Source organism: Nesterenkonia sandarakina (assembly GCF_014138825.1).
Taxonomy (GTDB): Bacteria; Actinomycetota; Actinomycetes; order Actinomycetales; family Micrococcaceae; genus Nesterenkonia; species Nesterenkonia sandarakina.
In genome coordinates this window covers 251659-266066 of the sequence record NZ_JACJIH010000001.1, presented here as the reverse complement: position 1 = coordinate 266066, position 14408 = coordinate 251659, and the positions used below count along the sequence as shown (strand labels likewise).

The following is a 14408-nucleotide window of genomic DNA, read 5'->3' as shown; positions in this document are numbered from 1 at the left end:
TCAGTGCTCCATTTCCTGTGAGACGGCGGTGAGCGCCTGCGCATCCTGCGGAGAGAGTTCAAGCTGAGCTCCGGCAAGCAGGGCCGGGAGCTGCTCGGTGGTGCGGGCGCTGGCGATCGGAGCCAGCACCTGCGGGCGGGTCCGCAGCCAGGCCAGCGCCACAGCAGGCATGCCGACCTCGAGGCGCTGCGCGATCTCCTCCACGGTTTCCAAGACCTTGAGCCCGGACTCGGAGAGATGCTTCCCGGCCATTCCGGCGCGAGCTGCACCCTCGAGGTCTTCTCTGCGACGGTACTTTCCGGACAGGAAGCCAGAGGCCAGAGCGAAGTAGGGCATCACGGCCAGTCCTTTCTCCTGCGCGATCGCGCTCTTGCCGGTCTCATAGTCACCCCGGTGGACCAGGTTGTAATGCGGCTGCAGCGCCACGGGCAGGCTCGCCCCGGTGGCACGAGCGATCTCGAACCACTGACGGATCCGTTCCGGTGTGTAGTTCGAGAGTCCGATCGCGCGGACTTTTCCTGCCGCCACGAGGGTCTCGAAGGCTTCGACGGTCTCCTCCAGCGGCGTCTGCTCGTCGTCGAAGTGCGCGTAGTAGAGGTCGATGTGCTCGGTCCCCAACCGTCGCAGCGAGGCCTCGGCGGCTGCGACGACGTTTGCACCGGCGAGCCCCTTGAAGTCGGGGTGCTGACTCACCTTGGTGGCCAGGACGACCTCGTCCCGGTTGCCTCGGGCGGCCAGCCACTGCCCGATGATCGTCTCGGACTCGCCTCCGCTGTTGCCCTGCACCCAGACCGAATAGCTGTCGGCGGTGTCCACGAAGTTCCCGCCACCTGCGAGGTAGGCATCAAGGACCTCGAAGGAAGCCTCTCGGTCACTGGTCCAGCCGAAGGTGTTCGCACCCAGGCACAGGCCGGAGACCTCGATCTCGCTGGCTCCCAGGGTGTTCCTGGGGCCGTGCTGCTCTGACGCGGAGATCAGAATCCCCTCCCCAGCGGGCAGCCGAGGCTGTTGGCGGGGTTCTGCTGCTTCCGCGACCGGTCATATTCGGTGGGCTGGCGCCGCATCCGCGGGCTCGGCCGGGTGCGGTACCGGCGGCGGGGCGCCGCTGAGGCCGGCAGGGCGGACACGAGGGTGACGCCTGCGGCGGTCGCGCCCGTGGCCGCTGCCGTGATCAGTTTGCGACGGGAAAGATGCATTCTCGCAACCTACCGGGCACCCAGATCGTCGACAAACGCAACCTTCCAGGGCCTGTTCAGCCCGACAGAGTCGTCCCAGGTCAGAGCAGCAGGTTCACGGCACCGACGGCCGTGAGCCCCAGAACCAGACGCTCGAACACGGTCTGGGAGATTCGTCCGGCGATCCAACGGCCGAGGAACGCCGCCACCACGACCAGCGGCACCAGCACCAGCACGATGCTCAGGATCTGGGTGTTCAGCAGCCCCAGACCGATCTGGAACGGCACCTTCAGCAGGTTCACCGCGAAGAAGAAGTAGGCGGCGGTGCCCAGGAACGTCTTGACGTCCAGGCGCATGGCCAGCAGATACATGCTCATCACCGGTCCCCCGGCATTGGCCACCATCGTGGTGAACCCGCCCAGCCAGCCGTAGCCGAACCCGGCCGCGCGGGCTGCACGGCGCGGGCTCGTCGAGGGCTGCCGCGTCGGGGTCTGCCGGCTTGACCGCGGGTCTGTCGCACCGCGGCGCCGCAGCAGCGTGAAGACCAGCAGTCCCAGCAGGATCACGCCGATCACGCGGCGCACCGCGGAATCGGAGGCGATCCCGAGGAACACCGTGCCCACCGCCACGCCGAGCAGCACCGGCCAGATCAGTCGGCGCAGAATCGCCCAGTCCACAGTCTTGCGGTACATCGAGATCGCGAAGAGATCGCCGACGAGCAGCAGCACCAGCAGCGCCGCGGTGGACTCGCGGGCCGGCAGGGCCATGGCGAAGAGGACGACGGCGAGCGTGCCAGCCCCGGGAAGCGCCGTCTTGGAGAGTCCCACGACCAGGGCGCCCGCCCCCAGCAGCACCCAGCTCAGCGCCTCCATCTCCACCATCGGCCCAGCCTATAGACTCCGCGAATGGTCGACGACGAGCCCACCGCCTCCCCGGGACTGCCATTGGCGCAGCTTGCCGAGCTGCAGCGCGCCTTCGAGTCTGCGCTGGCAGGTGCCGACCCGGAGTCCCCGGTGCCGAGCTGCGGCAGATGGTCCGTGCGGGAGCTGGCGGAGCACCTGGGGTCGGTGCACGTCTGGGCCGCTGGCAAGGTGCTCGGCGAGAGGCTGGAACGTCCCGGTGCTGCGGCTGCCCGCGACGGCGCCTCGGACGACCGTTCGCTGGCATCCCGCTACCGGGCAGACGCGGAGCTGCTGCGCACCACGCTGTCCTCGGTGCCCACTGATCAGCCATGTCAGACGTTCACCGGCTTGGGGCCGGCGTCGTTCTGGCAGCGACGACAGATCCACGAGACGCTGATCCACCTCTGGGACCTGTCTCAGGCGCTGGGATCTGCGATGCCCGAGGTCCAGTCGGCAGTCTGGGAGGACTGTGTGGCGGAGGTGGTGGAGGTGCTTCATCCCCGGCAGCTAGGCCTGGGCCGCGCGGAAGATCCCCAGGATTCCCTGCTGCTGATCTCGGAGAGCTCGGGCAGGCAGTGGCGGGTCCCCGCCGGGTCTTCCGCTGAACCGGCCGCGGTGATCAGAGCCTGCGACGACGAGCTCGCCCTGCTGCTCTGGGGCCGTCTGGAGGAAACCGGGCTCACCGTCAGCGGTGATGCGCGGGCAGCCGCCGCAGTCCTCGCCGGCCCACTGACACCGTAGCGGCCCGGCTCGGTGACCAAGACTTGAATGAACAATCGCCAACGACCGATGACTGATACCTGATGACCGATGAAAGTGACGTGTGAAGCCCATGGCCGCACCTTCGGTGAGTGACAGCGCGATCACCGCCAGCCTGCTCTTCGCGATCGGGCTCGGGCGAAACCGCGACCCGCAGTCCGCGCCGCTAGCCCTCGAGCTGCTGGACAGCGTCACCCAGATGTTGCAGGACCAGGGCGCGGCGGAGAAGATCCCGCAGGCCCTCGAGGCCGTGCAGGCAGGCCGGGACGCCGTCGCCGCGGATCCGTCTCTGAGCCTCTCGGCGCAGAAGTACGCGCAGCTGCGCGCCCAGTTCCTGGACGCCCAGGGGACGGCGCCTGGCCGGGGCAGGAACGTCTGGCCCGTGGGTGCCAGCACGATCCTCAAACGCGCCTCCGGCTCCTGGAGTGCGGCGCTGCAGAAGGCAGGACTGGCGGCCTCGAGCCGTGCCAGGCCCTCCGGCTTCGGCAGCGCACGGTTCACCGAGGAGCAGTTTCGGGCAGCGCTGCGGGACTTCACCGCCAACGGCGGTCGGGCCGGTTTCACCACCAGCTACCAGAGCTACGTGGACTGGCGGAAGCGCGAACAGCAGAGTGGACGCAGCGATCTGCCCTCAGGGCCGAGCATCCGCAACAGCTACGGCAGTTGGAACGCCGCTCTGCAGCAGGACGGGGTCGAGCCGGGCACGGCCGGATCCGACGCCAGCTGAGCAGGGCTCACCGCTGCTTCAAAAGCAGCCGGCTCTCCGGCCCGGGCTCCAGCAGCCGCTGCGCGCGATCGTGATGGCCCCGGCGTTTCTGCTGGTCCATCTTCTCCAGGAGTGAGACCACCATCCGGGCCCGCGGGTTGGCTTCGAAGACTTCGCGGTGATCCCGGATGAACGTCCAGTACAGCGCGTCCCACTCCTCGGCCCAGTCGCCCTTGGGCAGATCCGACATCTTGCGCAGGTAGTTGCTGCCAGAGACATAGGGCTTGGTGGTGATGGCCTCGCCCGCCGCGAACTGGCTCATCGCGTAGACGTTGGGCACCATCACCCAGTCGTAGGCGTCGATGAAGAGCTCCATGAACCACTCGTAGACCGCGTCCGGGTGGATCCGCAGCAGCGACATCACGTTGCCCAGCACCATCAGACGCTCGATGTGGTGGGTGTATCCCGTGGCCAGCACGCGGGAGATCACCAGGTCCACCGGGGCAAGTCCAGTGCTGGCATCCCACCAGCCCGCTCCCAGCGCGTTCCGGTGCTCCAGCCGGTTCGCGGTGCGCAGCTGACGCCCCCGGGTCCGGTAGGTGGCGCGCATGTACTCCCGCCAACCGATGACCTGCCGGATGAACCCCTCCACCGAGGCCAACGGAGTGTCCTCATCGGCGGCCTCCAGCACGGCGTCCACCACCTCGCGGGGGTTCAGCAGTCCGATGTTCAGCGCAGGGGTCAGCAGACCGTGTGCGATGAAGGGGTGTTCCGCGGAGATCGCATCTTCATAGGGGCCGAAGTCGTTGAGTCGCTCCCGGACGAATTCACGAAGGTGCTCGCGGGCCTCCTCGGCACTGGTGGGCCAGGCGAACAACCCCGGGTCGCCCGGCGCCTCGGGGAACTCCTCGCGGACCCAGGCGATGGCCCGCTCCACGTCGGCCGCGCCGGCCTCACCCGTGCGCGCTTCAACGGCGTCACCGCGATCACCACCGGCCGCGCCACTCTCACCTCCCCCGGTACCGGCCTCGCTGCCGGCACTGTCCCCGCCGCCGAGCGCGTCGAGGTCGAACATCGCTTCCTGCTGCAGCACCGGGTGGCTCGCGAAGCGCCGCACCGTGGCAGGCGTGTAGCCGCGCGGGAGCTTCTTGCGGTTCTCGGCGTCGAAGGACCATTTCCCACCGACCGGCTCCCCGTCAGCGTCGAGCAACAGACCGAACCGGCGGCGCTGCCAGACATAGAACTCATGCATCCGGGCGTCATGGGAGGCGAACCAGTCATCGACGTGGGTGCGGCTGGTCAGGAAGTTCGGGGTCTCCAGCACGTCCTGGGCACGCAGCCAGTAGCCGCCTTCCTCCAGGGCGGCGCGCAGGTCCTGTTCCAACCAGTCGTCGACGACGTCGAAGAGAGTGACCTCGGCCGGGGCGAGGTCACGGATCAGCTCGCTCAGCGCGGCGGCCGAGCTGCGGTCGGCCTGGCTGCGCAGCACCGAGACCTGGTGGCCGCGGGAGCGCAGGCGGCGCGCGAAGCGATCCATCGATGCCCGGTGCAGCACCAGCTTCTGGGCGTGGAACTGGTACTGCCGGAAGAGCAGGTCGTGTTCGATCAGCACGAACCCGGTCTGCGGGTCGGCGTCGAGGTGTTCTTCGAAGAGCTGATGCGGCAGCACCAGCCGCAGCGCAGGAGAAGTGGCCATGGGCTCAGCCGGTGAGCAGTCGGGTCACCGACTGCGCCGCCTGGTCACCGGAGACCAGCGCACCCTGAAGGGAGCCGTGATCGCGATGGTCCCCGGCGATCAGCACCCGCTCCCCCACCTGTTGCGGGCTGGCCTCGCGCAGCGGCGGCGGCTGGACCGGGAGCGTATGTTCCACGATGTGGTGGGTGAGCAGCTCCCAGTCCGCGGTGGACACCTGGTAGAGCCGCTCCAGGTCTCGGCGCACCACGGCCTCCTCGGCCAGCCCGTCGGGCCGGTCCAGCAAGGTGGTGGCCTGCACCAGGTGCTGCCCCTCGGGCGCATAGGAGGGCGCGGCCTGGGAGACCACTGCGGTGTTCCAGATCGGTCCGGCCGGGCCTCCCCCGCGCCGCGTCGCGTCGAGCATCAGGAACTCTCCGGGCTGTGGCAGCTCCGGGGCGCGGAACCACCAGGTGGTCAGCCCGTGGGTGGGCAGCGCTGGGGCCTCGGTGAGCTCGTGCAGCTGCTGTGGCGCCACGGCGACGACGGCGGCCCGGGCCCGCAGCGCCCCAGCATCCGTGCCGACCTGCACCCCGTCGGCGGTGTGCGTGATCTCCCGGGCGGGGGTGTGCAGCCGCACCGGGTCGTGCAGCCACTGCGCCATCTGCTCGGGAAGCGCCTGCATGCCTTCCCGGGGCAGCCCCGGGGTGCCCAGCGCGAAGTAGCGGACCAGCAGGCGCACATAATTCGCCGAACTCTGCCCGCTGCTGTCCGCCAGGACCCCGGCGAGGAAGGTCTCCAGCACATCTCGGCGCAGCCTGCCGGTGAATCCCGCCGCGTCGAAGGAGGCGCTCAGCGTCTGGTCCTGCTGCGGTCGTGGACCGGTGGGCGGCTGCCGCAGGCTCGGGGCGATCCAGCGCGCCAGGCCGAGCAGGTCCTGCAGCGGGGTGTGTCGGCTGCCCAGTGTGGCCAGCGCGTGCTGCGGGTGCCGCAGCGGGTGCGCCAGCGTGGTGGTGGATCTGGAGGTGCGGATCACCGCTCCGACCCCGAACTTCTGCAGCCCGAGTGCGTCGAGGTCGATCCAGTCCCGCACAGCCGGATAGGCCGGGTTCAACACCTGGAAGCCGCGGTCACACCGGAATCCGTCGATCAGGTCGGTGCGCACCCGCCCGCCCACGGCGTCGGCGGCCTCGAGCACGATGACCCGGTGTCCGTTGCGCTGCAGCCGGCGCGCGCACTGCAGTCCGGCGAGCCCTGCGCCGATGACTATGACGTCGGTGTCCATGAATCTCCATCCCGTCGCGTGTGGCTCAGTCTAGGCGGGGCCTGGGACACGCGTCGGTTCGAACGCAGGTGACGCACGATGATGACGCCAGCTGCCAGCGATCCGAGCCCGCCGGCGGCCATGTCTGAGATCGTGTCGGTGTAGGTCACGAAGATGTCGGGGGTGACGAAGTTGAAGCCCAGCCACTCCACCATCTCCCAGACCGCGCTCAGTGCGAGCCCCAGCGTGGCGGTGAGCAGCACCCCGATCCATGCGGCACGTCGGTGCGAGCGGGGATCCGCCACGGTCTGGGAGCGCAGCAGCATGACGTAGAGTCCCGCGGCGAGGACTGCGGTGCAGAAGAAATGCACCAGCAGGTCCCAGTTGGGGATCAGGGTGTAGAGGTCGAAGACGTTGCTCCAGGCGGCAATCAGCAGCGTCGCTGAGACCGTGATGTCCGCCGCGGCGGGGAGGCCCAGGAAGCGCGGCGCCACCAGTCCGGGCAGCGCGAACGCGAGGATGCCGGCATCGGTGGGGGCGAGGAACATCGCCGCCAGGATCACGCTGAACAGACCGATTACGCGCAGCACGTCGGCGGCGACCTCGGCGATGCTCTGCGGGGCTCGCAGGAAGTTCTCCATCACCGGGCACCACCGGCCTCGTCGAGGTGCAGCACGGCCTGGACCGGGAGATGATCCGAGGCCCAGCCGCGTGGGCCGCGCCGTGTGTTGATCACGGCGCGGCCCACGCGCACCTGAGGTGTGGCCATGATCCAGTCGATCCGGGCTCGGTCGCGGCGCGGCTCCTGGTAGTTCGCGAAGGTTCCCCACTCCGGGCTCTCGCGACGCTCGGCGACCGCCCAGGCATCGACCAGCGCCTGCCCGCGCAGCAGCTCCCGGATCGGGGCGCTGCGGGGACCGGCATTCATATCCCCCAGGACCACCCCCGGCAGCTCACTGCCGGTGATGAGTTCCCGGATGCTCTCCACCGAGCTCAACCTGGAGCTCAGCGAAAGATGGTCCAGATGGGTGTTCACGGCGAGAAAGGTCGTGGCGGTGGCGCGGTCCCGGAATCTCGCGACGACCATGATGCGCGGGATCAGGTTCCCCCAGGACCGGGATCCCGGGTGGTGCGGGGTGTCGGAGAGGGCACGCTGCTCCCAGTCGAGGAGCTCCAGTCGCTCGGTGTCGTAGTAGATCGGTGAGGCCTCGCCGTGCCCGCGCGGGCCCCGGCCGTGCCCGACGAACCGGTGTCCGCCCCCGAGCGACTCGGCGACGAAACCTGCTTGGTCCGCGAGGGCCTCCTGGACCCCGAGCAGAGCCGGACGCTCGGTCTTCAGCAGGCTGCGCACCCCTGGGGCGCGGCGCCGCCACCGATCCGCTCGGCGCGGATGCAGCGCGAAGCTTCGCCGGCGGATGTTCCAGCTCATCACATGCAGTCCCGGCGCGGGCACGGGCCCGATCAGCGCGGACTCCGAGCGGAGCCTGGAGTCCTGGGCCCCCACGCCGAATCCCGGCGAGCCGGCGGAGTCCATGGGCGCGCCTGCCTGCTCTGGGGTCATGGGTGAGTCTCCTGAGGCCCGGGTGGACGCGCTTGGCCGCTCTGAGCGGAGCGGCGTCGGGCGAGGCGTGAGAATCTCCGGGGTGGAAGGTCGCGCGGCCAATGCACGGTCACCGAACGGAATCCGCGCCTGATCCGGCGTCGGAAGGCTCGGGCGTCGGAGAACGGACGCATCGAGATGCCCATCGGCTCGCCGCGGATGGCGCCCAGCCGATAGTGCTCGCCGAGATGGAAGGAGAGGTCGAGGTCGTCGTGGACCTCGGGGTCATCGCGGTGCACCGAGAGCCGGACCGTGTCCCATGCTTCCCGGCGCATGGCCAGGTTGGAGCCGAACAGCGGCCGGTGACCCAGCGCCGGGATGCAGAAGTTCATGTACGCGAAGAGATAGGCCCGCACCAGCGGTCGTCGCAGCAGGGCCGGCCCGTCAATGAACTCCGCGTCTCCGGTGAGCGCCCCGGCCTCTGGCTGCTCCTCGAAGGCGGCGATGACATCGTGGATCCACTCAGGTCCCGGCACGCAGTCAGCGTCGAGCCGCAGGATCAGGTCACCGGTGGCGGCGTCGTAGCCGGTGGCGCTGGCGGCGGGGATCCCCGGCTGCAGACAGCTGCATACCGTGGCGCCCGCGGCGAGCGCCACTGCGGCCGAGTCGTCGGTGCAGGCGTTGTCCACCACGATGATCTCCTCTGCGGTCCGGGTCTGCGCGGCCAGGGCGGCGAGGCAGACCGTCAGTGCGGCGCTGTCATCCTTGACCGGGATGACCACTGAGACGGTGATGGGCTTGGCAGGCTCGCTCGGGTTCGCGTTCTCACCGCTCATCGGGAAACCACCTCGCCTTGTTCTGACACCATCGCCGCCTGTTCGGGGACGTCAGCTTGTCGACCCCCTGCACTACTGGATCAATCTACGCCGTCTTCTGCGCAGACGCGCGACACCGGCGCCCGGGGTGATCCGGGCTGGATATGATGCTGATCAACGGCCGCCGCTCTGCGGAGCGCCGAGCTTCCTGCCGCGACGACGAGGTGTCCTGATGGCTGTGCATGCGCTCTCCCCCGAGGCCCCGCCGCTGGGCGGTCCGGCCGTCCTGCGGCAGCGGTGGAGTGAGGTGTCCTTCCTGCATTGGCGGGTCGACCCCAGCGTCGTCACCCCTTATATGCCCCCGGGCTGCTCCCCGGATGTCTTCGACGGCAGCTCCTGGGTGGGCCTGATCGGATTCCAGATGTCGAAGAGCTCCTTCTTCGGCGGGCCCGCGGTGCCCTGGCTCGGGGACTTCCCGGAGGTCAACGTCCGGCTCTACTCGGTGGACGAGCAGGGTCGCCGCGGGGTGGTCTTCCGCAGTCTGGAGGCCTCGCACCTGATCCCGGTGCTGGTGGCGCGGGCGGTGTTCGGGCTGCGCTATCAGTGGGCGTCGATGCGGATCCAGCAGCACGACGGCGAGGTGGAGTACACCACCCGACGGCACGGGCAGCGCGCTGCCTCCTCCACGCTGCGCGTGCGTCCGGGCCACGACGACGCAGCCGACGCGGCCTTGAAGCATGACCCGCTGGCGGAGTTCCTGACCGCACGCTGGGGGTTCCACGAACAGCACTGGGGGCGCACCCTCTACTGCCGGAACAGCCACGAGCCCTGGCCCCTGCAGCAGGCCGAGCTGGTGCACCTGCAGGACGGGCTGCTGGGCGCCGCCGGCTTCCCCGGGCTCGCCGAGCGGGCCCCGGACTCGGTGCTCTACGCCTCGGAGGTGACCACGGTGTTCACCACCCCGCAGCGCGGACCGCGCCGGGAGTCGCGGCGGGTCGGGTCCGAACAGGCCGGGTGACTCGGCGGGCGAGGCGACCCAACGGGCGGCGCTGGATCGGAGAGGGAGCAGGTGAGCAGGATGCGGATATTGCTGGTGACCGCGGGATCTCGCGGGGACGTGGCCCCCTTCGCCGCGCTGGCGCGCCGGGCAGCCGCCGTCGGACACGAGGTGCGCCTGGTGGTGCCGGAGAACTCCGGGGTGGACCTGACCGGCATCGACGTCGCAAGCATGGGTGTGGACTACACGGCGCTGATCACCCAGCAGGGGGTCTCCGTGGCGGCGGCGCTGCGGTCCTACCGTTCGGTCATCCAGCCGCTGATGCGCGCGGTGCTCCTGGAGTCTGCGCGGGCGGCGATGGAGTTCGCACCCGATGTGCTGCTGGCGCATCCGAAGATTCTCTCTGCGGGGTTGGTGGCCGAGGCGCTCGGGATCCCGCATGTGCTGGTCGAGATCGTGCCGGCCGTGACCCCCACCAGCAGCTTCCCCGCCGCCGGGACGCTCACCCGGGATCTCGGTGCGCTGAACCGGGTAACCTACCGCCTGGCCAGTGGTGGTGAGGCGATGTTCCGCCGGGACCTCCGGGAGGTCTCCCGGCTGGTCGGCAGCTTCAGCCGCCGCACACCCCCGCCGGCGGCCACCCTGCTGCCGATCAGCCCGGCGCTGCTGCACCGTCCCGCGGACTGGGGCGACTCGGTGCACCTGACCGGCGCTTGGACCAGTGCCGGCTCGGGGCCCGGCGACGCCTCGGAGGCGGTTCCCGCCGAGGTGGCGGCATTCATCGAGGCCGGGGACTTCGTCTTTGCCGGGTTCGGGTCGATGGCCTCAGGAGATTCGGTGGCGCGGGCCCGCGAGGTCCTCGCCGGGATTCGCGGCGCCGGGTTCAGGGCGCTGTTGGCGACGGGCCTCGGCGGGCTGGAGGTTCCGCAGGAGCTGCGCGGGAAGGACCTGCTGGTGACCCGTTCGGTGGGGCACAACGCGGTGCTGCCGAAAGCGGCGGCCGCGGTGCACCATGGCGGGATTGGCACGGTGCACGCAGCGACGGCGGCCGGCACCGTCTCAGTGCTGGTGCCGTTCATCGCCGATCAGCCGTTCTGGGGTGCACGGCTGCGCGAGAAGGGGCTGGCTCCAGAACCAATTCCGCAGCGGCGACTCACTGCGGCCGGGCTCAGCTCCGCCTTGAGCAGCGCGGGAGACTATCGCGCTGCGGTGCAGGCGGCGGCCGGATCCATGGCGCAGGAGGACGGCGCCGGGACCGCAGTGCGGATCGTGGAAGGACTGGTCTGACCGGACCCCCGACTGGACCCCTGGCCGGACCCCTGGCCGGGCGACAAGACTGCGGTCAACGGCTGCGCGGCCAGGTGGCTCTGTGGCAGGGCGACCGTGCGGCCGGGTGGCGGTGCGGCAGACTAGGGGCGTGGAGAATCTGCGCGTACCCCCGGGCCCTGGGGCACCCCATGGGCTGCTCATCCCGGCAGGTGAGCTGCGCGAACAGTTCTCCCACGCCTCCGGGCCCGGCGGCCAGGGGGTCAACACCACCGACTCCCGGGTGCAGCTGAGTCTGGACCTGGCGACGACGACGTCGCTCACCGAGGTTCAGCGACGCCTGGCTCTGGAGCGGCTGCAGACTCGGTTGGCCGGCACGGTGCTCACCATCAACGCGGCCGAGCACCGTTCCCAGCGCCGGAATCGGACCGCGGCCCGGGAGCGCCTCGCCGAGCTGCTACGCGAGTCGATCGCTCCCCCGGTCCCGCGGCGCCCCACCCGAGCGACCCGATGTTCACACCGTCGGCGCCTCCAGGGCAAGCGAGAGCGAGCGGAGATCAAGCAGAACCGACGACGGCCCGGTCTGGACTGAGGCCAGCAACCCGTCGGCGCATACCATCGCCTTCAGCGGCGGGCTCGGGACCGACACTTCACGGTCTCCTCATCGCATGCACCCGCCACGGCATCTCGATGCGCTGTTGCCCCATAGTCAGAACTTCGCAATCCGACGGATCGCGTAGGGGCTCCCTCATCACGCCGCGGGAACTCAGCCCCGATCTAATGGCCTCGTGGAACAAAACCCGGTGAAATGGTGACTGATCCGCGGGATTCGTCGCGACGCGCAGATTCTGACTACTTCTTTCGCGGTCGCAAGAAACCGGTCACGTTGGAACCCACTAGGCTGGCTTTCGTCGCCATCGAATCACCCAAATCGCGCGCCCCTGAAATCAACGGAGATCTAGAACCACTCGAACTCGCTTCGTCTGCTCTTCGAACGTCAGCAAGGTAGGTCTCGGCATCAGTGTTGGGCGGGGGCAGCTCCCTGAGGTGCGTCATAAGTCGCTTCGATTGAATACGAAGAGTGACGAAGGTGAGACCTCCCGACACGACTCCCCCCACAACCGGAACCACTTTTGTCACCGTCTTCGCGAAACTCTGTTTGGTGACCTGGACGCCGATGACGCGGAGCGTCTGCTTCATCGGCACATACCAGGCAGACTTGGTCAGAGCGACACTGGCTATCTTCTTCTGGACCGCAGGGCGAGCAACCTGAACGGCGAAAGCACTTACGGACGCAGATGCGCCTCCCACTCCCATCATGACACCCAAAAACGCCGCGAGCTTGCCGAGAGACTCGTCATCGATGTCTTCGAGATCTTCCAGGAAAGACTGCCAGCCGTACAGGTAGGCGATCTTCTGCATGACTCTGAAGGCATGCACGTAGAACTGTGTGATGTCCGCAGGGACGGTTCCCAGCATGGCGAAGCCCCCTGGTAAGCCCGCGGCAAAAGAGAGAGCAGTGGACTTTCGGGTCTCAAACTCGATTGCACCCCGCGCGATCTCGTCCAATGTCGCCAATGAAATACCGGCAGCGGCAGGATTCGAAGCCAAAGCGTCATCTATCAAAGCGTCATCTAAGCCTCTTCGACGAAACTCAGACCGGAGAAACTGCCGCCTACCGATGCGAACACCACGAAGGCGCAGCACTGCCTTGAGAAAATCAATTGCAAACTGCTCGGCCTCTCTATTCTGATCGTCCATGGTCGCACGCAGCCCGGGTTCAGGTTCTTCCTCTGATGGAGCGGCACCACTGAAAGGTTCGACGGGAGAATCGAATCCACTTTCGAGAGTCTTCTCCGGATCGGTCTCTTTTTTACCGCTCACAATTGGCGCCATTCGCTAGCACGTTGAGGTTCTCCGGTAAAGGATACATATATGACGTTTCGCGGCTCTTCCCAGATGAGAGTGTAGGTCGGCCGGGCGCGTCGGTCCGCAGATAGACGTCGAGGTCTCCCGACGATGGAGGTTCCTACGCCATCCATCCGAAAGACCTCGACGTGTCCGACGCTACCCCGCCGGCCGGCTTCGGCCGCCCTGACCTGACCGCCTTCGCGTCTCATCCCAATCGACCCTGATCGGGTCTGCTGACCCTCTCGACGAGAACGCAGCGACATCACAGCCACCCAACCCCGACCGTCCGGGAAGCCGGGGCACGTCCCATGGCCTGTGCTTCGGGCGTGTCGAGTGGGTCGTCCAGGGGCGACGCAGGAGCGTCGACGCGACGTGCTGAGAGGTGGTTCCAACCGGGCGCTAGGACACCGGCTACAGGCATGGCGATAGGTCAGGAACGGCGTCGCTCCCTGCGCAGGAGGGAGCGCAGAGTCTCGGCGTTCGCGTAGCCGACCCGTAGCGCGATCTCGGCGGAGGTGAGGTCCGTGGTTGCTGAGAGGTGCCGAGCTCGTTCGATGCGAAGCCGTTGGACGAAGCCGAGCGGAGTGAGGTTGAGCGCCGCACGGACTCGTCGTTCGAGGGTGCGCCGGCTGGTGCCGAGCGACTGCGCGACGAAGGCGACGTTGAACGGTTCGTCCAGGCGGGCGCGCACGAAGCGTTCGAACTCGACGACGATCGGGTCCTCGTGCCGGAGATGTTCGTAGGCGACGAAGGCCGCCTGCGACGGGCGCTCGTCGATGATGAGGAGCTTGGCGACATGTTGGGCCAGGTCGGGGCTGATCGATCGCACGAGTGAGAGCGCGAGGTCGATGTGGGCGAAGGCGGCGCCGGCGGTGACGAGGTTCCCGTCCACGACGACCATGGTGTCGAGATCGAGGGCGACGGTCGGATAGCGCTTCAGGAACTCCGGCCCCAGGAACCAGCTGGTCGTCGCCCGCCGATGATGCATCCGTCCGGTCTCGGCGACGGCGAACACGCCGGTGCACGCCGCGGCGATCCGGGTGGTCGCGTCGTCGAGGCGCCCGAGTGAGGCGATGACCGAACGAGCATCTCGGCTCTGGAGGGCGTCGTGGGTCGCGGCGGCCGTGAGGGTTCCAAGCGCGGGGACGACGACCACGTCGAACTCTCCGGACTCCGCCAGCGGGTGGTCCACCGACAGGGTCATCGATGCCGTCGTGGTCACTCGCCGTTTCGGTCCGAGGATGGCGAGTTCGATCGGGTCGATCCGCGGGTCGACATCGCCGCGGGCTCCGTCGGCCACCCGCACGATGTCGATGACCGACGCGACCGCCGAACCGAAGCAGCCGTCGATCGCGATCAGTCCGATACGCATGGCGTGAATAATAGCAATACTGCCGTATA

The 14408-nt window shown here is 68.5% G+C and carries 14 protein-coding genes; 5 read left to right on the top strand and 9 right to left on the bottom strand.

The features are described from left to right. A complete protein-coding gene (locus tag HNR24_RS01230; protein WP_182496045.1) occupies positions 1–939 on the bottom strand; it encodes an aldo/keto reductase in 939 nt (312 codons plus the stop codon). A gap of 337 nt (positions 940–1276) precedes the next feature. Next, positions 1277–2056, bottom strand: a complete 780-nt coding sequence (locus HNR24_RS01225; protein WP_182494766.1) for a sulfite exporter TauE/SafE family protein — start codon at positions 2054–2056, stop codon at positions 1277–1279. 24 nt (positions 2057–2080) lie between these two features. Between HNR24_RS01225 and HNR24_RS01220 the strand changes: the two genes are divergently transcribed. Together HNR24_RS01220 and HNR24_RS01215 are read left to right on the top strand one after the other, a co-directional pair. Next, the gene (locus HNR24_RS01220) at positions 2081–2818 is read left to right on the top strand and encodes a maleylpyruvate isomerase family mycothiol-dependent enzyme (protein ID WP_182494765.1); all 738 of its coding nucleotides are present in this window, start codon (positions 2081–2083) and stop codon (positions 2816–2818) included. Between the two features lie 91 nt (positions 2819–2909). Continuing rightward, positions 2910–3563, top strand: coding sequence for a hypothetical protein (locus HNR24_RS01215; protein ID WP_182494764.1), 654 nt, complete (start codon positions 2910–2912; stop codon positions 3561–3563). Positions 3564–3570: 7 nt separating this feature from the next. Here the strand turns inward: HNR24_RS01215 and HNR24_RS01210 are convergent, their stop codons facing one another. Genes HNR24_RS01210 through HNR24_RS01190 form a run of 5 tightly spaced genes read right to left on the bottom strand, consistent with a single transcriptional unit; the run spans position 3571 to position 8854 of the window. After that, complete coding sequence (locus tag HNR24_RS01210; protein WP_182494763.1) at positions 3571–5238, bottom strand: cryptochrome/photolyase family protein; 1668 nt, start codon at positions 5236–5238, stop codon at positions 3571–3573. A gap of 4 nt (positions 5239–5242) precedes the next feature. Continuing rightward, positions 5243–6499 (bottom strand): flavin monoamine oxidase family protein, encoded by a 1257-nt coding sequence (locus tag HNR24_RS01205; protein WP_182494762.1) that lies wholly within the window; start codon positions 6497–6499, stop codon positions 5243–5245. Further along, positions 6481–7119, bottom strand: coding sequence for a DUF2238 domain-containing protein (locus tag HNR24_RS01200; protein WP_182494761.1), 639 nt, complete (start codon positions 7117–7119; stop codon positions 6481–6483). Before HNR24_RS01200 ends, HNR24_RS01205 begins: the two co-directional genes overlap by 19 nt. Then, the gene (locus HNR24_RS01195; protein WP_259392384.1) at positions 7119–8039 is read right to left on the bottom strand and encodes an endonuclease/exonuclease/phosphatase family protein; all 921 of its coding nucleotides are present in this window, start codon (positions 8037–8039) and stop codon (positions 7119–7121) included. Before HNR24_RS01195 ends, HNR24_RS01200 begins: the two co-directional genes overlap by 1 nt. Then, on the bottom strand, positions 8036–8854 hold the full coding sequence (locus HNR24_RS01190) for a glycosyltransferase family 2 protein (RefSeq protein ID WP_058887198.1): 819 nt from the start codon (positions 8852–8854) through the stop codon (positions 8036–8038). The genes HNR24_RS01195 and HNR24_RS01190 overlap by 4 nt, the downstream gene beginning before the upstream one ends. Before the next feature lie 211 nt (positions 8855–9065). Here HNR24_RS01190 and HNR24_RS01185 point away from each other — a divergent pair, with 211 nt between their 5' ends. From HNR24_RS01185 to arfB, 3 genes are all read left to right on the top strand, one after another. Further along, a complete protein-coding gene (locus HNR24_RS01185) occupies positions 9066–9851 on the top strand; it encodes a YqjF family protein (RefSeq protein WP_182494760.1) in 786 nt (261 codons plus the stop codon). Positions 9852–9926: 75 nt separating this feature from the next. Beyond that, positions 9927–11117 (top strand): glycosyltransferase, encoded by a 1191-nt coding sequence (locus tag HNR24_RS01180; RefSeq protein WP_182494759.1) that lies wholly within the window; start codon positions 9927–9929, stop codon positions 11115–11117. A 130-nt stretch (positions 11118–11247) separates the two neighbouring features. After that, positions 11248–11688 carry an alternative ribosome rescue aminoacyl-tRNA hydrolase ArfB gene (arfB, locus tag HNR24_RS01175; RefSeq protein WP_182494758.1) on the top strand — a complete coding sequence of 147 codons (441 nt, stop codon included), beginning with the start codon at positions 11248–11250 and terminating at the stop codon, positions 11686–11688. A 260-nt stretch (positions 11689–11948) separates the two neighbouring features. Here the strand turns inward: arfB and HNR24_RS01170 are convergent, their stop codons facing one another. Both HNR24_RS01170 and HNR24_RS01165 read right to left on the bottom strand, forming a co-directional pair. Next, a complete protein-coding gene (locus tag HNR24_RS01170) occupies positions 11949–12980 on the bottom strand; it encodes an EcsC family protein (RefSeq protein WP_220477138.1) in 1032 nt (343 codons plus the stop codon). A gap of 457 nt (positions 12981–13437) precedes the next feature. Continuing rightward, the gene (locus HNR24_RS01165) at positions 13438–14379 is read right to left on the bottom strand and encodes a GlxA family transcriptional regulator (RefSeq protein ID WP_182494756.1); all 942 of its coding nucleotides are present in this window, start codon (positions 14377–14379) and stop codon (positions 13438–13440) included. Positions 14380–14408 lie beyond the last annotated feature (29 nt).

Coding starts and splice junctions, on each gene's coding strand:
- HNR24_RS01205 (WP_182494762.1), bottom strand. CDS start 6,499: ATGGACACCGACGTCATAGTCATCGGCGCAGGGCTCGCCGGACTGCAG.
- HNR24_RS01195 (WP_259392384.1), bottom strand. CDS start 8,039: ATGACCCCAGAGCAGGCAGGCGCGCCCATGGACTCCGCCGGCTCGCCG.
- HNR24_RS01200 (WP_182494761.1), bottom strand. CDS start 7,119: ATGGAGAACTTCCTGCGAGCCCCGCAGAGCATCGCCGAGGTCGCCGCC.
- HNR24_RS01165 (WP_182494756.1), bottom strand. CDS start 14,379: ATGCGTATCGGACTGATCGCGATCGACGGCTGCTTCGGTTCGGCGGTC.
- HNR24_RS01190 (WP_058887198.1), bottom strand. CDS start 8,854: ATGAGCGGTGAGAACGCGAACCCGAGCGAGCCTGCCAAGCCCATCACC.
- HNR24_RS01185 (WP_182494760.1), top strand. CDS start 9,066: ATGGCTGTGCATGCGCTCTCCCCCGAGGCCCCGCCGCTGGGCGGTCCG.
- HNR24_RS01225 (WP_182494766.1), bottom strand. CDS start 2,056: ATGGTGGAGATGGAGGCGCTGAGCTGGGTGCTGCTGGGGGCGGGCGCC.
- HNR24_RS01210 (WP_182494763.1), bottom strand. CDS start 5,238: ATGGCCACTTCTCCTGCGCTGCGGCTGGTGCTGCCGCATCAGCTCTTC.
- HNR24_RS01215 (WP_182494764.1), top strand. CDS start 2,910: ATGGCCGCACCTTCGGTGAGTGACAGCGCGATCACCGCCAGCCTGCTC.
- HNR24_RS01220 (WP_182494765.1), top strand. CDS start 2,081: ATGGTCGACGACGAGCCCACCGCCTCCCCGGGACTGCCATTGGCGCAG.